General features: G+C 34.4%; 16 protein-coding genes and 1 pseudogene. 15 read left to right on the plus strand and 2 right to left on the minus strand.

The window, feature by feature from the left end:
* Positions 1–58 precede the first annotated feature (58 nt).
* The 5 genes from QWC74_RS02915 to QWC74_RS02935 all read left to right on the plus strand — a co-directional run bounded on the left by QWC74_RS02915 (position 59) and on the right by QWC74_RS02935 (position 4,977).
* A complete protein-coding gene (locus QWC74_RS02915; RefSeq protein ID WP_006784161.1) occupies positions 59–940 on the plus strand; it encodes an ABC transporter ATP-binding protein in 882 nt (293 codons plus the stop codon).
* 3 nt (positions 941–943) lie between these two features.
* Positions 944–1,744 carry an ABC transporter permease subunit gene (locus tag QWC74_RS02920; RefSeq protein WP_006784160.1) on the plus strand — a complete coding sequence of 267 codons (801 nt, stop codon included), beginning with the start codon at positions 944–946 and terminating at the stop codon, positions 1,742–1,744.
* Between the two features lie 97 nt (positions 1,745–1,841).
* The gene (locus tag QWC74_RS02925; protein ID WP_006784159.1) at positions 1,842–3,392 is read left to right on the plus strand and encodes a nitrite/sulfite reductase; all 1,551 of its coding nucleotides are present in this window, start codon (positions 1,842–1,844) and stop codon (positions 3,390–3,392) included.
* Between the two features lie 15 nt (positions 3,393–3,407).
* A complete protein-coding gene (locus QWC74_RS02930) occupies positions 3,408–3,956 on the plus strand; it encodes a DUF6512 family protein (protein ID WP_006784158.1) in 549 nt (182 codons plus the stop codon).
* Positions 3,957–4,242: 286 nt separating this feature from the next.
* Entirely contained in the window at positions 4,243–4,977 is a 735-nt protein-coding gene (locus QWC74_RS02935) for a YoaK family protein (RefSeq protein WP_006784157.1), read from the plus strand.
* Between the two features lie 55 nt (positions 4,978–5,032).
* Here QWC74_RS02935 and QWC74_RS02940 read toward each other — a convergent pair whose 3' ends face one another.
* Entirely contained in the window at positions 5,033–5,695 is a 663-nt protein-coding gene (locus QWC74_RS02940; RefSeq protein ID WP_006784156.1) for a putative ABC transporter permease, read from the minus strand.
* A gap of 134 nt (positions 5,696–5,829) precedes the next feature.
* Here QWC74_RS02940 and tpx point away from each other — a divergent pair, with 134 nt between their 5' ends.
* Entirely contained in the window at positions 5,830–6,318 is a 489-nt protein-coding gene (tpx, locus tag QWC74_RS02945) for a thiol peroxidase (protein WP_006784155.1), read from the plus strand.
* A 52-nt stretch (positions 6,319–6,370) separates the two neighbouring features.
* On the opposite strand, the gene QWC74_RS02950 is transcribed toward tpx, so the two are convergent.
* Entirely contained in the window at positions 6,371–7,024 is a 654-nt protein-coding gene (locus QWC74_RS02950) for a helix-turn-helix transcriptional regulator (protein ID WP_237701264.1), read from the minus strand.
* Between the two features lie 491 nt (positions 7,025–7,515).
* Here QWC74_RS02950 and QWC74_RS02955 point away from each other — a divergent pair, with 491 nt between their 5' ends.
* From QWC74_RS02955 to fucO, 9 genes and pseudogenes are all read left to right on the plus strand, one after another.
* On the plus strand, positions 7,516–9,429 hold the full coding sequence (locus QWC74_RS02955) for an FAD-dependent oxidoreductase (RefSeq protein ID WP_006784153.1): 1,914 nt from the start codon (positions 7,516–7,518) through the stop codon (positions 9,427–9,429).
* A gap of 212 nt (positions 9,430–9,641) precedes the next feature.
* The gene (locus QWC74_RS02960; RefSeq protein WP_006784230.1) at positions 9,642–13,934 is read left to right on the plus strand and encodes a 2-hydroxyacyl-CoA dehydratase; all 4,293 of its coding nucleotides are present in this window, start codon (positions 9,642–9,644) and stop codon (positions 13,932–13,934) included.
* A 120-nt stretch (positions 13,935–14,054) separates the two neighbouring features.
* A complete protein-coding gene (locus QWC74_RS02965) occupies positions 14,055–14,459 on the plus strand; it encodes an alpha/beta hydrolase (protein WP_006784231.1) in 405 nt (134 codons plus the stop codon).
* 15 nt (positions 14,460–14,474) lie between these two features.
* Positions 14,475–15,104 (plus strand): annotated as a pseudogene (locus tag QWC74_RS02970) (alpha/beta hydrolase); the annotation flags it as partial.
* A gap of 289 nt (positions 15,105–15,393) precedes the next feature.
* Positions 15,394–16,803: a PTS system trehalose-specific EIIBC component gene (gene treP / locus QWC74_RS02975; RefSeq protein ID WP_006784233.1), complete on the plus strand. Its 1,410-nt coding sequence runs from the start codon at positions 15,394–15,396 to the stop codon at positions 16,801–16,803.
* A 161-nt stretch (positions 16,804–16,964) separates the two neighbouring features.
* Positions 16,965–18,620 (plus strand): alpha,alpha-phosphotrehalase, encoded by a 1,656-nt coding sequence (treC, locus tag QWC74_RS02980; RefSeq protein WP_006784234.1) that lies wholly within the window; start codon positions 16,965–16,967, stop codon positions 18,618–18,620.
* 145 nt (positions 18,621–18,765) lie between these two features.
* Positions 18,766–19,473 carry a trehalose operon repressor gene (gene treR / locus QWC74_RS02985; protein WP_006784235.1) on the plus strand — a complete coding sequence of 236 codons (708 nt, stop codon included), beginning with the start codon at positions 18,766–18,768 and terminating at the stop codon, positions 19,471–19,473.
* A 198-nt stretch (positions 19,474–19,671) separates the two neighbouring features.
* Positions 19,672–20,967: a TrkH family potassium uptake protein gene (locus QWC74_RS02990; protein WP_006784236.1), complete on the plus strand. Its 1,296-nt coding sequence runs from the start codon at positions 19,672–19,674 to the stop codon at positions 20,965–20,967.
* Between the two features lie 467 nt (positions 20,968–21,434).
* Positions 21,435–22,583: a lactaldehyde reductase gene (gene fucO, locus QWC74_RS02995; protein ID WP_006784237.1), complete on the plus strand. Its 1,149-nt coding sequence runs from the start codon at positions 21,435–21,437 to the stop codon at positions 22,581–22,583.
* Positions 22,584–22,752: the final 169 nt, after the last annotated feature.

Genomic DNA, 22,752 nt, shown 5'->3' on the forward strand with positions numbered 1-22,752 from the left:
AATCTCCTTAGGAATAAAAGGCAATTAAGAAGGTGATTTTTATCAGGAGGGGAAGAACATGAGTGTCATTGAAATTAATCAATTAACGAAAGATTACGGGGGAGGACGTGGGATCTTCAATGTGTCATTATCAGTATCTAAGGGTGAGGTCTTTGGTTTTTTAGGACCAAATGGAGCTGGTAAATCGACGACTATTCGTCACTTAATGGGTTTTATTCATGGTAATTCAGGGAGTTGTAAAATTAATGGATTAGACTGTATGGAAGATCGATCACGTATTCAAAAAAAGTTGGGATACCTTCCGGGGGAAATTGCTTTTATGGATGATATGACAGGAATCGCCTTTATTAAATTTGCGGCTAGTGTACGGGGAATGAAAGATTTAAGCCGAGCCTATGAATTAATGGAAATGTTTGAGCTTAATGCGAGTGGAAAAATTAAAAAGATGTCTAAAGGAATGAAACAAAAAGTTGGGATTGTTTGTGCTTTTATGCATGATCCAGAAATTTTAATTTTAGATGAACCGACGAGTGGTCTAGACCCTCTTATGCAAAATCGTTTTATTGAACTTATTTTGTCAGAGAAAGAAAGAGGGAAAACAATTTTTATGTCATCACATATTTTTGAAGAAATAGAAAGAACATGTGATCGAACGGCAATGATTAAAGATGGACATCTGATTGCGGTTGAGGATGTGAATTCAATTAAGGCATCAAAGCATAAATCCTATGTCTTAACATTTGCAACAGAAGAAGAGGCTAGCAGATTCACAACTGACGTGACAGATGCAAAGCTTATCTCGCCTATAAAAGTTAAGGTTCATTATCAGGGGACGCTACCTCCATTTTTAAAACTCATCTCAGAGTATAAAATTATGGACTTAGATACAACAACACCAACACTAGAAGAATTGTTTTTACATTTTTATGGGAGGGGATAGAACGTGATAAATTTGACCTTGTTTAAACGAGAACTTAAAGCTAGCTACAAAGTTTTTCTTATTATTTTTGCTGTCTTAATGATGTATACAGGGATTATTACAGGAATGTTTGATCCAAAACTTGGAGAAGTGCTAGAACAATTTACACAGGTAATGCCAGAGTTAATGAGTGCCTTTGGAATGACGAATCCTGGAACAACGTTAATTGAATTTCTAGCTTCGTACCTTTATGGATTTTTGTTTCTCGTTTTCCCCATGATTTTTGAAATCATTTTGGCCAATCGTTTGGTTGCGCGTTATGTTGATCAAGGATCAATGGCTTATTTATTAGCCTCTCCTCTCACGAGAGGAAAAATTATCTTAACTCAAGCAACTGTGATGTGGACAAGTCTAGGTGCTTTAATTATGTTAATAACACTTGGTGAGATAGGTTTTGCACAGTTGATGTTCCCAGGAGAGTTAGATATGATGATTCTTTTTAGGATGAATATTGGTTTATACGTCCTACATTTAGCTATTAGCGGAATTTGTTTTTTTGCCTCTTGCATCAGCAATGAAATTAAATTATCCTATTCAATAGGAGCCGGTGTGCCTATTTTATTTTTCTTAATCCAGATGTTATCTAATGTTGGAGAAAAGTTAGAAATCTTTAAATATTTTACGATTTTTAGTTTATACCCTTCTAGTCAAATAGCATCAGGTGAAAAAAGTGCATATGGTTTTATGTGCATCTTGTTGATGATTGCACTGGCTCTATATGCATTAGGGGGATATCTATTTACGAAAAGAGATTTACCTGTCTAGCACCTGATAAGGTGCTTTTTTCTCAACGTGCTAGGAATAAAATTCCTCTATTGAGACAAATTAAAAGTAGATTATAAAAAAATAAGGTGGTAGTAGAATGAGTCAGTTAAAAGAGGTGCTTCGTAACGAAATGAAGGTTTTTCGTGAGAAGGGGCATCAATTTGTTAATGGTGAACTAAATATGATGCAATTTAAACATGTCTCAGGAGGATTTGGGGTCTATGCCCATAAAGGTGGAAAAGAATTCATGATTCGACTTCGTATTCCTTCTGGGATGTTAACATTTGATCAGTTGAATACAGTTTATAATCTGGCTACAAAATATCATATGGAACGAATTCATTTAACAACACGTCAAGCCATTCAACTGCATGGTTTATCAATTGATGAAGTATGTGATTTAATGGAAGAAGCACTTGACCATGATATTTACACACGAGGTGCTGGTGGAAACTTTCCACGAAATGTTGCTATTTCTCCACTCTCTGGTGTAAATCCACTTGAGGCTTTTGATGTGACACCGTATGCATGGGCCGCAGGTGATTACTTCTTAAAACAAATTTATACGTATCATTTACCTCGTAAATTAAAAGTCTCTTTTTCAAGCAGTAATGCGGATGAGGGACATTGTACCGTACAAGATTTAGGTTTCTTAGCGGTAACTCAGGAAGGTCAGCATTATTTTGAAGTTTATTTAGGTGGGGGTCTTGGACAAAATCCTAGACTAGCAGTTAAATATCCAACGTTAATTAATCCAAATGATGTTCTTTATCATTTAGAAGCAATGGTTAATTTATTTAAAGCTGAAGGTGATTATGAAAATCGTAATAAGGCCCGTGTTCGATATATCGTAGAACGAATGGGTGAAGAAGCTTTTATTGAAGCTTATCAAAAGCATTTAGATGAGGCAAAAAATAAAGGTGGTTTAGAATTAAATATTACACCACAAGAAATTCATAAAATTGGTTGTGAGTGTGACGTAGAATCAAAACGCCTTTTTGCACAAAAACAAGAAGGGTTATATAGTGTTTATCTTCACCCGATTGGTGGACAATTCGAAGTAGCAGATTTGAAAAAAATCTTAGATTATTTAGCTAATATTGAAGGGGTAGACATTCGTTTGGCTATGACCGAAGGTGTTTATTTTAGAAACTTAACGGGTAAAGAAGCAAAAGGATTGTTAGAATTAACTGAATCGATGGGAGGAGACACTCCGTTTGAGCATAGTGTTGCTTGTATCGGAATTCCAACTTGTCAAATTGGATTATGTAATAGTCAAGGTGTATTAAAACAGACAATGGAATATTTTAAGGAAAAACAATGTAAAACAGAATTACTTCCCGCTGTTCATTTTTCAGGGTGTGGAAATTCTTGTGGAGTACATCAAATTAGTGGAATCGGATTTACGGGTAAAAAGAAAAAGGTTGGTGCTACTGTAGAAGAATGCTTCACATTATGGATTGGTGGTAAATATGAAGTAGGAAAAACTCGTCTTGGTGAAGTCTTTGGTGAAATTCAAAAAACACGTATTCCAGAATTTTTATATGAACTAGCTCTTTTAGTTGAAGAGTCAGGACTAGACTTTGAAAGTTATATTAAGCAAAATGAAGAACAATTAAAAGAAATTACTCAAAAATACCTTGTTTAAAGGAGTCGTGATTTCATGTCATACTTTGATACTGTCCCCCCTCAAAAATGGATTTTAAAAGGGATTATCGGGCTATTTGTTTTAGCAGTTGGATTTCATTTTATCTATGATTTAACAGGACAAAATATGGTAGCGGGAATCTTCTCACCAGTGAATGAAAGTACATGGGAGCATTGTAAGGTTATTTTATGGCCGACTATTTTGTGGTGGACCATTTATTATTTTGTAAAACGTCATACGTATCGAATTGATGCTGCGAAATGGTTTACGAGCCAATTTATCTCTTTAGTCGTTGCAATACTTGCTGTTCCGGTTATGTATTACTTTTATACTGGTGCCTTTGGTATTGAAAATATGGCAATTGATATCTTTATCGTCTTTTTAGCTTTTCTAGTTGGACAGTACGTTGGATATCGAAATTATAAATATGGAAAAGGAATTCATGAAATGATTGCTTTGTTTTTGATTGCAGTCATTGTGATACTTTTTATTTGGTTCACTTTTAATCCGATTCATATCCCACTATTTCAAGATCCAACGACGGGTCTATATGGAATAAGTTGATAAAAAATGTTTGGATTTATTTAAAAAATTGAGTTTGGATATTGTTATTTTTAGGAGTTATCTTGAAAAAAGATAGCTCCTTTTTTTATTTTTCTAGCGATTTATAATGCTTTTAGTCTCTTACTTCAGCATATGATAAAACAAGAATATATAGATGAGTCTAGAAAGAATTTATCTGTATAAAAACTTTTAGGTTGAGGACAATTATGATCTTCATCAACAAGATTGAACTGCTAAGACTCATTTAAAAATATTTGGATTTATCTAATAAAAGGAGGGGAGGGCGATGGAAGAAAAAGTGTATATCCCTATTCATCAAACATTAAAAGTAGGCATGATGCTAGCTGTTGTTGGGGGATTTTTAGATGCTTATACCTATCTTTTGGAGGGGCATGTATTTGCGAATGCCCAGACTGGAAATATAGTCCTTTTATGTATAATTTTAGCAGAAGGACTTTGGTTAGATGCCTTATATTATCTAGCACCGATTTTATCATATTTTATTGGAATTTTAGTTACCGAAGCGATTCGAAAACACTATAAGGCAATCGGTCCAGGGATTTGGCGTATGCGCATGTTAACCATTGAAATCATATTACTAGCAATCATTGCCTTTACTGCTGATTTATTTCCATCAAGTATCATTAATGTTTCAATTTCATTTATTTCTGCTATGCAGGGATGCACCTTTAAAAACTTAGTTGGACAATCTTATGTGACAATGACCTGTACCGGAAATCTTCGTTCGGCTACACGCCATTTATTTCAGTATTTATCCACGAAGGATAAGGAATCCGGTCGAATTAGTGGGCGATACTATGCGATTATCGGATCATTTTGTATAGGTGCATTTTGCGGGACATTTCTAGTTCATCTCGTTTCAAAATATTCTATTTTACTTTGCTGTTTTCTTTTATTTATTGTCTTGAAAGTTTTATCACGTGCACATCATAAAAAACATGAAATAGAATCAGATGGAGATGATCAAATGTCTAATTTCCAAAATTATTTTGACTGTTAAATAGGTCTTAGTCTGACGTATCTAATAAAAAAATGCTCTTTTATAGAGCATTTTTTTATTCAATATAAACCATATTAGGATAAATTTTTTCCATGACTTCGTCAGGATAATAATCATCAAAAAATGCTTCAATTCTATTGCTTGGAGGTATTTCTAATCTTCTTTCAGATTGACGGTAAAGAGCCATAGCAGATGCCGATGTATTGAACACCATAAAGAAAACCAATATCCAAGTTAATGGAATACCAATATGATTTGGGATTTTTTCGATTAAGATAGAAGCTTTCGGGAAAATATATCGAATCCAAGCAATGGCTAATAATCCCCAAAATAATGAGTAAAGTAAATTAACTCGACCATTTAAATTGAACCAAAAATTACTATAGTCCCAAGATATAGTCCCAAAACATTGCTCTTGAAAATAGCTACAAATATATTCAAAAATACTTCCAATCACAAATCCTCCTGCTAAGATGATTCGGTCTGGTTTTTCTCTTAAAGGATAGAGGCCAGCGGTCATGCATAAAGCACCTAATCCGTAAACTAGATTAAAAGGCCCAAGAATTAAGCCAGTTCGACTCTCAATAACACCACGGGTTATCATACACCATATCGTTTCAATGACGACTCCTAAGAAGGATGCGACAAAAAAAAGCCAAAAAAGCTTATAAAAGTTTAATCCTTTAGCAAATGATGAAGGATGATGTGAAGTCACCATGATAGATCGCCTCCTACAGGACATTGTCCTAACGTATCTCTTAATAAAATATACAAAGAATAAAAAAAGGTAACATTAAAAACAGTTTTTTTAGCCATATTAAGATAGATAAGTTTAAATAAAGGAGTAGTTGTATGAATGTTAAATTTAAAGGAAATTATGTGACACTTGAAGGAACTCATGTTAAAGTAGGACACCCTTCTCCGAAATTTGTTGTGACTGATCAAGAATTAAATGCGGTTGAATCTAAAAATTTTACAGGTAAGAAGGTTTATGTTAGTGTTCCATCCATTGATACACCCGTTTGTGATACAGAGGTTCGTCGGTTTAATCAAGAAGCAGCAGCGCTTGATAATGTAAGTGTTTATGTCATTTCAATGGATCTTCCCTTTGCACAAGCTAGATGGTGTGGAGCGGCTGGAATTGATAACATACAAGTTTTATCTGATTATAAAAAACATGACTTTGGTATGAAGTTTGGAACGTATATTAAAGAATTAGGACTGTTAACTCGTGCTGTTTTTGTTGTAGATGAAACTGATACGATTACTTATGTAGAGTACTGTGAAGAAGTCACAGAAGAACCGAATTACGCTAATGTGTTACAGGCATTAAAACGATAAGTTGCTTTAGTGGTTATAAGTATCTTAATTATTTTGATGAATAAAAAAAATCCTACTCAGTAGGATTTTTTTTGTTTTGATATAAAGAAGAATACGTTTTTCGATACTGTAAAGGCGTGATTTGATAGTAAGTTTTAAAGGATTTAAAGAAATAACTTTTATCATTAAAGCCAACACAATGCATGATTTCAGTTGTTGTTAAATTAGTGGTTATTAATAACCGTTTAGCATGCTCAAGTTTAAGTGAGAGAAGTTTTTTCGAAAAGGACTGGTGGAAAAGCTTTTTAAATAATGTTGAAAAATAGGCCGGATGAAAATTGAAATATTCAGCTGTTGAAGATAGCGTTGCGGTGCAAAAATTATCACTTAAATATTTTAAAATTTTCCCTTCATCATAGCATTGCATCATACTGGAGTCATGAATAACGAGGTAGGGAATATGATTTCGATCGAGTTGTGACATTAGAATCACTAACAACAGTTTATAGTTTTTAGCGGAATGCACAGCCTGTTTATATTGTGTCAATTCAGTTAAGAACAAATGAAGGGTTGAGAGAATGGATGAATCTTTTTGATAATCAAATAATAGATACTCATTTTTTGCATCTGTTAAATTTAATAAATCGTAAAAAATAGGGCAGTCTGCAATTTGTGAAACAATGAAGTTATCAAAAAAATCTTCATGACAGTCAAAGATAAAAACCACGTCAGTTGACTGTTTTTTTTGAAGTTTATAATGGCATCCTTTTTTTATAAACATAATGGAATAAGGCATGCAAATAATGGTTTCATTACCAATTATAAGTTTACATTTATTGAAAAATATCAACATGGTAAAACAGGATGATTTAGCTATAATTGATGAGATATCATCAGGTATCGTGCAGATTTGATAATGAAATAACTTATTAAATGAATTCTTTTTGGTATAAATATTTTTTGATTCATTGAAAGTAAAACCTTGATGGTTTTTTATTTGTAATGCTTTATGAAATGGTATAAAAGTCTCGTTGTTAATGATCAAATCAATCTCATCCTTTCGCCCCCTCATTCTACAATATCAAACTAAATTAAACAACATTTCTTAAAATAAACCACTTTTTTACTTATTAGGCTCAACTTACCACATTGTGAAATTTTGTTATAATATCTGTGTAAATCGTGAAAAAAATAACATATTTAAGGGGGTTCGTCTTAATGATGAACAAAGCTTTCAAAAAGACGACATTTAGCTTGATGTCTATCATGTTAGCGGCATCAGTTTTATTTGGATGTCAGTCAAATAATGTAACGGAAGAGCAACAGAATGATGCTACAACAGGTGCAACAACAGCTAATGTGGTTGCAGGAACATACACTGGAACGGCAGCAGGGTTTGGAGGAGATGTTGTCGCAACAGTTGAGGTTGACGATGAAGGAACAATTCTTTCAATTGACGTTGATGCATCAGGAGAAACACCAACGATTGGGGGAGCAGCTGCACCTAAATTAGCAGCATCGATTGTTGAACATCAAAGTCTTGCAGTTGATACGATTTCAGGTGCCACTGGAACGAGTAACAGTGTTTTAACTGCAGTAGAAGATGCGTTAGGACAAGCTGGTTTTGATGTAGAATTAATGAAAAATCGTAAAGTAACAAAAACAGGTGTTGATGAAGAAGTAACAGTTGAGTTAGTTGTTGTTGGAGCAGGTGGTTCTGGAACCGCTGCTGCTTTAGCTGCTGCGGAGGCTGGAACTGATGTTTTAATTATTGAAATGACTAACTCAGTTGGTGGAAACTCAATGTTAGCATCAGGAATGTTTGCGGTTGAGTCAACTTTACAAAAAGAAGAAGGATTAAACTTAACGGTTGATGAAGCTGTTTCTCAACTTTTAGAATTTAATCAATATTTATCAAATGGACCATTAACACGTGCTATTGTTGAAAAATCTGCTTCAACAGTTGATTGGTTAGAGTCATATGGAATGGAGTTCTATTTACCGTCAACAACAACTCAAGCAGCGCATGAAGATAACTTATACAAATGGAAAGCTTATCACAAGTTTGTTGATTCACAAGCAGGATTTGAGAATTTCTATACTCATTTAGAAGAAATGGGAGCTGAAGTTCGTACGAATACAAGCTTAAATGAAATTTTACAAGCTGAAGATGGAACTGTAACAGGAATCACAGCAACTAAAGAAGATGGTGGAATTTTAACTGTTAATGCGGATGCTGTTATTATTGCAACTGGTGGATATGGAGCAAATACTGAAAAAGTATATGAAAATTTACATACAGATTTAGTTTATTCATTAGGTGTTGCCAACTTTGGTGAAGGAATTGATGCTGCAATTGAAGCAGGAGGAATTCCTTGGGATTCATCAACTGCTTTATTACATGCCGCTCAATTGGCAAACTCTTCAACAGGAGCTCAAGGACATTCTGAAGACTTATTAACACAAGTTTTAATGGCACCATTATTATGGGTTGATGCTTCAGGAACACGTATCGGAAATGAAGATGCTATCTATGATACAGTATTCTGGTCAAATGTTGCCTATTCAGCAGGTGGACGTTACTACATCATTGTCGATGAAGCAACATTAGAAGATTTCTCAAATGGAGCAAACATTAAATTATCTGACGCAGGACCTGGATATACAGCAGGAACGGGAGACTTCGTTGCTATGGCAGATGCAGCTGTAGAAGCTGGTTCAGCATTCAAAGGAAGTACATTAGAAGAATTAGCAGCTTCAACTGGAATGAAAGTTGAAGAATTAGAAGAAACTGTTGCACGCTATAATACAATGGTTCAAAATAAAAAAGATACTGACTACGGTAAATCAGCAGATTCATTAGTTTATGAAGTATCTGAAGGAAATTACTATGCGTTTGAAGCACGTGCTGTTTATTTGGGAACAGTAGGTGGAGTTAAAGTCAATGAAAAATTAGAAGTCATTGATTTAGATTATAATGCTATTCCAGGATTATATGTGGTTGGTTCTTCAGCAGGTGGATATTATTCAAACGGAAGTTATCCTCCATATGAAGGATTAGCATGTGGATTTGCTTATACTTCAGGACGTATTGCAGGAGAAAATGCTGCACAATATATTCAAAACAAATAATATAGTTTTAAACTTTACAAAAAAACATGTCTAAAAATACCCTATAGTAAAAATATAAAAAAGCTAACTCAAATCTTGAGTTAGCTTTTTTTAGTCTAAATTGAAAAAACCATCCATATACTGTAAATGGAAAATATGAATCGAAAATTGATAAAAAGGAGTTAAGGAAAAGTTGTATCAATAAAGGAGGGGAGCAGGTTAGCTGCGTAAGTATGACACAAAAACTTATTCATATTGGGGTTGATGTGGGATCAACAACGGTAAAAGCCGTTATCTTAAATGAAAAAGAAGAGCTTCTATTTAGTTCATATGAGCGTCATTTTGCTGACATCTTAAAAACATTAACCGTTGTTTTAAAACAGGCGTATGAACAGTTTAAAGATTATAATATTACGGTGAATATGACAGGTTCTGGTGGAATTGCAATAGCTAAACATCTAAATATTCCGTTCATTCAAGAAGTTGTGGCTTCAACAAAAGTGACAAAACGTTACTATCCTCAAATTGATGTTGCAATTGAACTTGGGGGAGAGGATGCTAAAATCACATATTTTAAAGATGGAATTGAACAACGCATGAATGGAACTTGCGCAGGTGGAACCGGCGCATTTATTGATCAAATGGCATCGTTATTACAAGTTGATACCCTTGGGTTAAATGAACTTGCAAAACATTATAAAGTCATTCATCCTATTGCTGCCCGTTGTGGGGTGTTTGCTAAAACCGATGTGCAACCTCTCATCAATGAAGGAGTCGCAAAAGAAGATATTGCTGTTTCAGTTTTGCAAGCTGTTGTCATTCAAACGATTAGTGGGCTTGCCTGTGGACGTCCAATTCGTGGAAATGTTGCCTTTTTAGGGGGACCTTTATACTTCTTATCAGAATTAAGAAATCGATTTATTGAAACTCTGGAATTAAAGCCTGAGGAGGTCATTCTTCCTAATGATTCTCAACTATATGTAGCAAAAGGAGCTGCCTTATCCTCAATGGATTCTAAAGTGATCTCTTTTTCTCAGTTTATGAACTCTTTACAAACGATTAAAGAGGTTCACACGTCTGAATCGGTTCGATTAACACCGTTATTTGAATCAGATGATGAGTATGATTCTTTTATAAAACGTCATCAAATGGCCAAAGTAGGACGACGAGAGTTATCTACTTTAACGGGCAACTGTTTTTTAGGAATTGATGCTGGGTCCACGACAACAAAAGTTGCCCTCATTGATGAAGACGGGAACCTTTGTTTTTCTTATTATGGAAGTAATGAAGGCAGTCCTTTGCAATCAACGATTAGTGTTTTAAAAACATTGTATGACCAACTCCCTTTAGAGGCTCATATTGTTAAGGCTACTGTTACAGGATATGGAGAGGCCTTATTAAAAGCTGCCTTAAAAGTGGATATTGGTGAAATTGAAACGATTGCCCATTATAAGGCGGCAGATTTCTTTTGTCCGGGTGTCGATTGTATTTTAGATATTGGTGGACAGGATATGAAATGTTTAAAAATTAAAAATGGAAATATTGAAAGTATCCTATTAAATGAAGCTTGTTCTTCAGGTTGTGGGTCTTTTTTAGATACTTTTGCAAAATCAATGAATTTGAGCATCGAAGACTTTGCGAATTCTGCTATCAATGCTTCGAATCCGGTTGATTTAGGATCGCGATGTACGGTTTTTATGAACTCAAGAGTCAAGCAGTCACAAAAAGAAGGTGCCAAAGTAGGGGATATTTCTGCAGGGCTTTCATATTCAGTTATTAAAAATGCTCTATTTAAAGTGATTAAACTTAGAAATCCTGAAGAATTGGGACAAAAAATTGTGGTTCAAGGTGGAACTTTTTATAATGATGCTGTTTTAAAAGCTTTTGAAAAGTTATCAAATCGTCAAGCTATTCGACCGGATATTTCAGGAATTATGGGTGCTTTTGGAGCTGCTTTAATTGCAAAAGAGCGTTATGTAGAAGGGGAAGTCTCAACGTTAATTAATCAAGCATCATTAGAACATTTTGAGTTAACTAGTCGAAGTGCAAGATGTGGATTATGTTCAAATAACTGTTTACTGACTATTCATAAATTTAAAGATGGCGAACGTTTTACGATGGGAAATCGATGTGAACGAGGGGCCGGTAAAATGGCAGAAGTACGTCCTATTCCTAACTTAGTTCGTTATAAATATAATCGTTTATTTAATTACAAAACCATTGAACCATCGGTTGCGAAACGAGGAACTGTTGGAATTCCACGTGTTTTAAATATGTATGAAAACTATCCATTCTGGGTCACCTTTTTTACAAATTTAAACTTTAGTGTGATTTTATCCGATCCTTCTTCTAATCAGCTTTATGAGAAAGGGATGGAGACCATTCCATCTGAATCGGTTTGTTATCCTGGAAAACTCGTGCATGGTCATATCATGAACCTCGTTGAAAAAAAGGTGGATTTTATCTTTTATCCATCGTTAACTTATTCTAAACAAGAAGATAAAAAGGCAGATAATCACTACAACTGCCCAATTGTTATTTCATATCCAGAAGTGATTAAAAATAATTTAGACGTCTTACGTGAAAAAGATATCTTATACCTTAAACCTTTTCTGCCATTTGATCAAAAAGATAAATTAGCTAAACGATTGCACGAAGTTTTTAAAGATTTTAATATCCCCTGGAAAGAAATTCGTGAAAGTGTTGATAAGGGATGGAAAGAGTTTGAGAATTTTAAACGAGATATTCGTGAAAATGGTCAATTAACACTGGCCTATTTAGAGGACCATAACATGAAAGGGATTGTATTGGCAGGTCGTCCTTATCATGTTGATCCGCATATTAATCATGGAATTCCTGAGATGATTAATTCACTTGGAATGGCTGTATTGACAGAGGATTCAATTTCTCATTTAGGTGAAGTAGAGCGACCACTTCGTGTAATGGATCAGTGGACTTACCATACTCGCTTATATAATGCCGCAAGTTATGTTGCAACTAGAGATGATTTAGAATTGGTACAATTAAATTCTTTCGGATGTGGACTTGATGCTGTGACAACAGATCAGGTACATGATATTTTAGCTGCTCATTCAAAAGTTTACACGACATTAAAAATTGATGAAGGCCATAATTTAGGGGCTGCAAGAATTCGATTACGCTCTTTAAAAGCAACGATGCTTGAGAGAGAAAAAAATCATTTTAAACGTCTTAAAGTGGATAATACTTATCATCCGATTGAATTTACAACAGAAATGAAAAAAACACATACTATTTTAGCTCCTCAGATGTCACCGATTCATTTTGGCCTCTTACAAGCTGCTTTTCAAGCATCAGGGTATCAAGTAGAAGTTCTTCCATCTCTTGACCATGAAGCGGTTGATGAGGGGTTAAAATATGTAAATAATGATGCCTGTTATCCCGCTATTTTAGTTGTTGGCCAAATGATTCACGCCTTAAAATCTGGTAAGTATAACCCAAATGAGACATCTTTATTAATTACGCAAACAGGTGGAGGATGTCGCGCAACGAACTATATTGGATTTTTAAGAAAGGCACTTCAGGATGCAGGTTTTGAACAAGTTCCAGTTATTTCATTAAGTGCCCAAGGATTTGAAAAAAATGAAGGATTTAAAATAAGTTGGCCACTGATTAACCGTGCTTTAATGGCGTTAGTTTACGGTGATTTATTAATGAGTTTATTATATCGAACACGTCCGTATGAAATCGTTAAGGGGTCAGCTAATCAACTATATATAAAGTGGGAACAGATTTGTAGTACGGCTTTAATGGCACCTAATCAAACACAATATAAAGAAAATATTGAGGATATGATTAAAGATTTTGAAGCTTTACCAATTCGTCGTATTAGAAAGCCACGTGTTGGATTAGTAGGAGAAATCTTAGTAAAGTTTCATCCAACGGCTAATAATAATGTTGTAGAATTGGTTGAGGCTGAAGGAGCAGAAGCTGTAGTCCCAGGACTCATTGATTTCTTATTATATTGTTCCTATTCCAAAGAAGATAAATTATTATTGAAATCAAAATGGTCTAAGCTCTTGGGACAATCAGTCATTCAGGTCATTGAGAAGTACCGACGTCTAATGAAAGAGGCTCTTAAAAATAGTCACTTGATTGAACCACCTAAAACCATTAAAGAAATAGCACAAGGTGCTGAATCTGTTGTTTCTTTAGGTCATAAAACAGGAGAAGGTTGGCTATTAACAGGGGAAATGATTGAACTGATTGAAATGGATGTAAAAAATATTATTTGTATGCAGCCTTTTGCCTGTTTACCAAATCATGTGACGGGGAAAGGAATGATTAAAGAACTTAAACGACTGTATCCAGGAACTAATATTGTGGCTATCGATTATGATCCTGGTGCGAGTGAGGTCAATCAACTGAATCGTATCAAACTAATGATTTCAACTGCTTTTGAGAATCTTAAGGAAACTTCAAATTTTGCTAACCAGCCAAATGCATCTCAGGAGATAAGTCAGTTAAAAGATTTAGTTACGACATAGTAAAAGGAGCTAGAAATAGCTCCTTTTTTGAAATCGTTGACAATTAATTATCTACATGTTAGACTAACGGAAATATAAAGATAGGTATACATTATAGATGATTATTTTTAGGAGGCCATCATGATTTTAAATTATCAACAATGCTTAGACAAATTATCGAAAATTAAAATGATTACGATTAATGGCGTACCAACACAAATAAAAGAAGTACCGGAATTAACGAAGGGACTTGACCCACGTGTAAAGATTCAGCGATTAAAACCAAAAGTAGAATTCTCAAAAGTTGATGATACGGTATTTGAAGGAATTGAAATTGGTCGTATCAGACAGGGAATGGGATTTGATAACTTGGATATCAGTGAAGGAATTATCGTAAAACATGAAATCTTAGATGGTGTCCCAGTTCGAATTTATTATCCTATCAATCATAAAGGGTTATTACCAGCGCTTATTTTTATTCATGGTGGGGGATTTTATGGTGGAGACTTAAATGTAGTTGAAAATCCATGTAAAGCAATGGCTTAAAAAGCGCACGTAGTCGTTGTTTCAATTGATTATCGTTTATCTCCTGAGGCTCCTTTTCCACATGGATTAAATGATTGTGACACTGTTGTAAATTATATTTTTAATCATGCTAATGATTTAGGAATTGATTCCAATCGTGTTGGAATTTCGGGTGATAGTGCAGGTGGTAATTTGGCTGCAGGTTGTGTATTAAGAGATGTCAAAAGTTTAAGAAGAATTAAGTATATGGCTTTATTATATCCAGTTGTTTCATTATCAGAAGAAGGTTATCAATTTAGTTTAGATCAGTATACATTTGAGTCTGATGATGAATTAGTTAAGCGTACGATTCATAGTATAAAAAATTGCATGCCGTTAATCAATGAGTTATATGTTCGTGATGAAATACCACTTGTTCATCCAGAATTATCTCCATTAATGGTAGAGGATTTGAGTCAATTTCCAAAAACTTTGATTGTGAGCGCAGAGTATGATTTTTTACGTTTACAGGATGAGGCATACGTTAATCGTTTAAACGCAGCCGGAGTTGAAGTTAGGTATATTCAGTATAAGGGGATGGATCATGCCTTTTTAGATAAGTGTGGCGTTTATCCGCAAGCAGAAGATTGTATGAATGAGATAGCGAAAGATTTAAAAAAATTATAGTTAAAATCATCAGTTTATGCTGATGATTTTTTTATTTTTTAAAAAAAATTTTAGGGAAAAATAATAAAAATAAAGATGATGAAAGCGTGATAATATCAATGGTTTTGTCGTGTTTTGTCGAAGGAGTTTTTTTGAAAATGTATACATAAAAAATGTAAACGGTGTAAAAACTGTGTTGACAAACATATACGTACAGGTTAGAATAAGTGTGTAGCAACAAACATATACGTACATGTTTGGGGATGAAGGACATGAACGATTCATAATAAAAAATTTAAGGAGGTACATTATGGGGAAATTTACTCAAGAGGCTCAACAACTCTTACAATTTGTTGGTGGAAAAGAAAACGTTGCCGTTGTCACACACTGTATGACACGTATGCGATTTGTTTTAAATGATCCAAAAAAAGCTGAAGTAGAAAAAATTGAAGCTTTACCATGCGTAAAAGGAACATTTACACAAGCAGGACAATTCCAAGTTATTATTGGAAATGACGTTGCCGTATTTTATAATGAATTCAAATCTGTAGCAGGTATTCAAGATGCAAGTAAAGAAGATGTAAAAGAAGCTGCTAAATCAAATATGAGTTGGATTCAACGTTTAATGGCTAACTTAGCTGAAATTTTCTCACCATTAATTCCAGCTATCATCATTGGTGGGTTAATTTTAGGATTTAGAAATGTCATTGGTGACATTAAAATGTTCGAAGATGGAACAAAGACATTAGTTGAAATCTCACAATTCTGGTCAGGTGTTCATAGCTTCTTATGGTTAATTGGGGAAGCAATCTTCCACTTCTTACCGGTCGGAATTACATGGGCTGTAACTAAGAAAATGGGAACGACACAAATTCTTGGTATTGTTCTAGGGATTACATTAGTTTCACCACAGTTATTAAATGCTTACGCAGTTGGTGGAGATGCAGTCGCTCCAGTTTGGGATTTTGGATTTGCTCAAGTTAATATGATTGGATATCAAGCACAAGTTATCCCAGCCATGTTAGCCGGATTTACTTTAGTTTACTTAGAGCGATTCTTCAAAAAAATTACACCAAATTCAATCTCAATGATTATTGTTCCATTCTTCTCATTAGTACCAACTGTATTATTAGCACACACAGTACTTGGTCCTATTGGATGGGCAATTGGTTCTTGGATTTCAGGAGTTGTATATGCTGGATTAACATCATCATTCTCATGGTTATTTGCTGGAGTTTTTGGATTTGCTTATGCACCATTAGTTATTACAGGATTACACCATATGACAAACGCAATCGACTTACAGTTAGTTGCTGAGTTTGGTGGAACAATGTTATGGCCAATGATCGCTTTATCAAATATTGCTCAAGGTTCAGCTGTTCTTGGTATGATTTATGTAAATCGCAAAAATGAAGAAGAAAAACAAGTTTCAGTTCCTGCTTGTATCTCAGCTTACTTAGGGGTAACTGAACCAGCTATCTTCGGTATCAATATGAAATACGGATTCCCATTCATTGCCGGAATGATCGGTTCGGGAATTGCAGCAGTTATCTCAGTTGCAACAGGTGTTATGGCTAACTCGGTAGGTATTGGTGGATTACCTGGTATCTTATCAATTCAACCAGCACACATGTTAATGTTTGCAGTAGCAATGGTGGTTGCGATTGTTGTTCCATTCATCTTAACTGTTGTACTAGCAAAACGTAAATTAAAAAAATAAAAATCGAGTCTCTTGATATGGAAAGGTACAATCCTTACCAGCTAGGAAATACTCGGGTATGAAATAATATTATAAGAAAATAATTTTGGGTTTAGGGTTCACTTCTTTAAGAAGTTGTTCCCTTTTCTCGCATTCTCATGAAAAATAGGAGGGCTTACATCATGAAAAACTTTAAACAAAGCGTTGTTTATCAAATCTATCCAAAATCATTTAATGATTCGAATGGAGATGGACTCGGGGATTTAATTGGGGTAGTAGAGAAATTAGATTATTTAAAAGAACTTGGAGTCGATTACATTTGGTTAACTCCATTCTATATCTCGCCACAAAAAGATAACGGATATGACGTAGCTGATTATTACAACATTGATCCACGTTTTGGAACGATGGAAGATTTCGAATTATTAGTGGAACAAGCACAAGCTCGTGGAATTGAGATTATGCTTGATATGGTATTTAACCATACCTCAACTGAGCATCAATGGTTTAAAAAGGCGATGTCAGGTGATGAAACTTATAAAAACTTCTATATTTTCAAAGACGGAAAAGAGGGGCAAGCTCCGACAAACTGGATTTCTAAATTTGGTGGATCTGCTTGGCAATACGTTGAAGAATTTGATCAATACTATTTACATTTATTCGATGTCACACAAGGTGATTTAAACTGGGAAAACGAAGCAGTACGCCAAGAAATTTATAAAGTAGTTAACTTCTGGTTAGAAAAAGGGGTTAAAGGATTCCGTTTAGATGTTATTAACTTAATCTCAAAACCTGAAGTTTTTGAAGATGATACAATCGGAGATGGACGTCGTTTCTATACAGACGGACCTAAAATTCATGAGTACTTAAAAGAATTAAACGAAAACTCATTTGGTAAACATCCTGATGTGATTACAGTAGGGGAAATGTCTTCAACATCTGTTGATAATTGTATAAGATATTCAAATCCAGAGGAAAAAGAATTATCAATGGTGTTTAATTTCCACCACTTAAAAGTGGATTATAAAGATGGAGATAAGTGGACATTAATGGACTTTGATTTTGCCATGTTAAAAGATATCTTCAAAGAGTGGCAAGAAGGTATGCAAGCTGGAAATGGATGGAGTGCAGTCTTCTGGTGTAACCACGATCAACCACGTGCGATTTCACGATTTGGAGACGATGTGAATTATCATAAGGAAAGTGCTAAGATGTTAGCATCAACGATTCACTTAATGCGTGGAACACCGTACATTTATCAAGGTGAAGAATTCGGAATGAAAAATCCTTATTTCACAACAATTGAACAATACCGTGATGTCGAAGCCATTAATTACTTTAATATTTTAAAAGAGCAAGGAATTGAAGAGGAAGAAATTTTAGAAATCTTACGTGCTAAATCACGTGATAATTCTCGTACGCCAGTTCAATGGGATGCGACAGAGAATGCTGGATTTACAAGTGGAACACCTTGGATTCCAGTAGGTGCATCATACGAAGAAGTCAATGCAGAAGCAGCTTTAAAAGATCAAGATTCAGTCTTCTATCATTACAAAAAATTAATTGCTTTACGTAAAGAGTATGACATTATCTCAGATGGTAATATTGAAATGATGTTAATGGATCATCCACAAGTATTAGCCTATATGCGTACCTTAGATAATCAAAAATTAATTGTTTTAAATAATTACTATGGAAAAGAAACAGAAGTTGAAATGCCAGTTGAGTTAGTGAGTGATGCTAAAATTTTAATTTCAAACTACAAAGATAGCCAGCAGTTAGCAGAAAAAATCACACTTCGTCCATATGAATCAATTGCTTACTATATTGAAAACTAATTAGAAAAATAATAAGTCATTTCGATAGAATTTTAATAAGAAACAATGAGTTATCCCACAAAAAGCAGTAAATTTTTTCTTTGAAAAAGTTTTACTGCTTTTTATCTTATCCGTATATGTGTTAAAATGTTTTACGGTGATGACGATGGATAAAAAATATTTAAGAGTCTATAATGACATTGTAAGTCAAATTGAAAGTGGTATTTATGAGCCAACAAGTATGTTACCTTCTGAGAAAAACTTAATTAACCACTATCAAGTCTCAAGAGATACCGTCCGTAAAGCGTTAAGTATGTTAGAACAACATGGATATATACAAAAGACAAAAGGAAAAGGGTCTTTTGTACTTGATATAAATAAATTAAATTTCCCAGTTTCGGGAGTTGTCAGTTTTAAAGAAATTACCGAGCGCTCAGGTCGTAATGCAAAGACAACTGTTGAACTTTTAGAGAAACAAATTCCACGAGAATCGATTCGTAAAAACTTGGAATTAAATGCTGAAGAACCTGTGTGGAAAATTGTCCGTTCTAGAACCATTGATGGCGAAAAGGTTATTTTAGATAAAGATTATGTGGTTTGCAAATATGTTGATCATTTAACAGAGGAAGCCTGTCAAGATTCATTATATGAATATATTGAAGGTGAACTTGGTTTGAAAGTGGCATATGCTAATAAAGAAATCACAGTTCAAATGGCAACCGATGAGGATCGAAAGTACTTAGATTTAAAAAACTTTGATATGGTGGCGGTTGTTAGAAGTTATACCTATTTAGTGGATACAAGCTTGTTCCAATATACTGAATCTCGCCATCGACCGGATAAATTTATTTTTGTTGATTTCGCGAGAAGATAGTAAAAGATAAAACTCAGTTAACTATTTATAAAATTTTTCAAAGGCTAGAGGTATACATTCTAGCTTTTTTTATAGGTCCATGATATGATAACAAAAAATGAATTTAGTAAAAATTTGGTTATTTTCGACATTTGTCAGAGTTATAATAGTGTCATATTATCATAAAAGAGAAGAGAGTATAAGTTGGAGGGAAGATTTGTGTTACGGACTAAACGTTTAGGACCGACTCAATATGTTGCTTTAGGTTTTATGTCAGTTATTCTAATAGGATCTGTTTTACTTGCCTTGCCAATTGCGCATATGCCAGGGACTTATGTCAGTTATATCGATGCTTTATTTACCTCAGCCAGTGCAGTTACCGTGACCGGTTTGATTGCCATTGAAACAGCTGAACAGTTTAATGCTTTTGGTCGTCTAGTCATTGCATTACTGATTCAAATAGGTGGGTTAGGGGTAACCTCAGTAGGTGCTATTTTTATCTTAGTGATGCAAAGGAAATTTGGAGTTTATCATCGATTATTATTGATGGAAGGGCTGAATTTTAATTCGTTGAGTGGAGTGGTTCGATTAGTTAAATCGGTCTTACAATTAACTCTGGTGATTGAGTTAGTAGGCATGATTCTTAGTTTTTTTACATTCATTCAACATTATCCGTTTTGGGAAGCTTTAGGAATCAGTGCCTTTCATGCGATTGCTTCCTTTAATAACGCGGGATTTGATATTTTAGGTGGAGGACAGAATTTAATTCCATACCGACATCATTATGTGTTGCTATTGACAACAGCTACTCTAATTGGGTTAGGAGGGATTGGATTCGTCACCATGCTTGATATCTATCATAAAAGAAATTTCAAAAAATGTAGTATGAATACAAAGATTGTCATGGTAACAACAGCCTCTTTATTAATCATCGGAACCATTTTGTTAAAATTATCAGAAGGCTTTAGTTGGTTTGATGCCTTCTTCCATAGTATTTCGGCACGTACAGCTGGTTTTTCTACCATTCCTATTGATGATTTTTCACAAGCTGGACTTCTTATTTTAATGGTCTTAATGTTTATTGGGGCATCTCCTGGTTCGACCGGTGGTGGAATTAAAACAACGACGTTATTTACCATTATAAAAACTATTAAATCTTTTGCCACTAATCGTCCTGTTACAGCCTTTTATCGCCGAATTCCAGCTGAAAGTATTATTAAGGCATTTAGTGTTTTTTTACTAGCAATCTCAGTTGTATTTGTTGGAACGTTTTTTATTTTATTGATTCAACCTGAGTTATCACTTCAGAGTATTTTATTTGAAGTGATTGCCGCAACAGGAACAGTCGGATTATCAACTGGAATTATACCGAGCTTAAATATAGCGAACAAACTCATCTTGTGTATCATCATGTTTATTGGGCGTTTAGGTCCATTTAGTATTGCCTGCTTATGGGCTTATCAAACAGCAGCACCAAGATTTAATTATCCCGAAGAACAAATAACGATAGGTTAATTAAATTTTAAAATCCAATAAGTGATTCCAATTAAATAAAAATCCTAGTCGCTTTGTGACTAGGATTTTTATTAGCTTAATTTTCTTGATATATTTTCTAATCTAGGCTTTATCCGAGAAAGACTGAGTACGTAGGTTCTATTAATTTAATTCACTCGAAGAGCGATACGTCTAAATGAATGACAGGTTCATTTCTTAACCTTTCCAATTTGATTCATTTAAAAAGAGATTAAAATAATAAAGTTGGATGTTTCCTTTATTTTTTGACGATTTTCTTTACTGAGAAAGCATTATAATAGTCTTGCTTTTAGTTGATAAGGTGATAGATTTTGATGACTTGAATATGGACTTTATTAACTAAAAAGAAGGGATAACTTTATCTTAGTGATAGAATTAAAGCATAATGAAGTTGCTAAGTATTATTTTAAGTAGCGAGAGGCTACTGATGAGAAAAGGGGAATTGGAAAATGGCAAATCGTATTGTTTTGAATGAAACATCTTACCATGGGGCAGGATCTATTCAAGTGATTAAAGATGAAGTGTTACGCCGTGGATTTAAAAAGGCATTTGTTTGTACCGATCCAGATTTAATTAAGTTTGGGGTAGCAGGTAAAGTCACAGCTGTTCTAGATGAGGCAGGATTACCTTATGAAATTTATTCAGATATTAAAGCAAATCCAACAATTGAAAATGTTCAACATGGAGTAGCAGCGTATCAGGCATCAGGAGCTGATTATATCATCGCGATTGGTGGAGGATCATCAATGGATACAGCCAAAGCAGTTGGAATTATTATTAATAATCCAGAGTTTTTGGATGTTCGTAGTTTAGAAGGTGTCAGCCCAACTAAAAATCCAAGTGTCCCAATTATTGCCGTTCCAACCACTGCTGGAACAGCGGCTGAAGTGACCATCAATTACGTTATCACAGATGTTGAGAAAAAGCGTAAATTTGTATGTGTCGATACACATGATATTCCAGTCATTGCAATTGTTGATTCTGAAATGATGTCTTCAATGCCAGCAGGTTTAACGGCAGCAACAGGAATGGATGCCTTAACACATGCGATTGAAGGATATATTACAAAGGCAGCCTGGGAGATGACGGATATGTTCCATTTAAAAGCCATCGAAATCATTGCTAAATCATTACGTGGAGCAGTTGCTAATACAAAAGAAGGTCGCGAAGGAATGGCACTTGGACAATATATTGCAGGAATGGGATTCTCAAACGTAGGTCTTGGAATTGTTCATTCAATGGCTCACGCATTGGGAGCTGTTTATGATACACCTCATGGGATTGCAAATGCAATTTTATTACCAACAGTTATGGAATTTAATGCAGATGCAACAGGTGAAAAATACCGTGAAATTGCACGTGCAATGGGAGTAGAGGGTGTTGATCATATGACACAAGATGAGTATCGCCAAGCTGCAGTTGATGCTGTTCGTCAATTATCAGCAGATATCAATATTCCAGCCGATTTAAAAGAAATCGTGAAAGAAGAAGATATTCAGTTCTTAGCTGAATCAGCAGTAGCTGATGCTTGTGCTCCTGGAAATCCAAAAGAGGCAAGCCTTGAAGATATTATTGGGTTATATAGATCATTAATCTAATTTAAAACATAAGCACACACACTAAAAAACATCTATCAAGGTGACTTGAATAGATGTTTTTTTTATTAATCACCATATTTGTTAACCTTCTTCCATTCTTTTTAATGAGTGGAAAAAACTATTTGTTACAATAAAATTCCAATTTATTTATAGTTTAACGATAAAAGGA

The sequence above is a fragment of the uncultured Turicibacter sp. genome (genome assembly GCF_938044715.1).
In the GTDB taxonomy this organism is placed as follows: domain Bacteria; phylum Bacillota_I; class Bacilli_A; order MOL361; family Turicibacteraceae; genus Turicibacter; species Turicibacter sanguinis.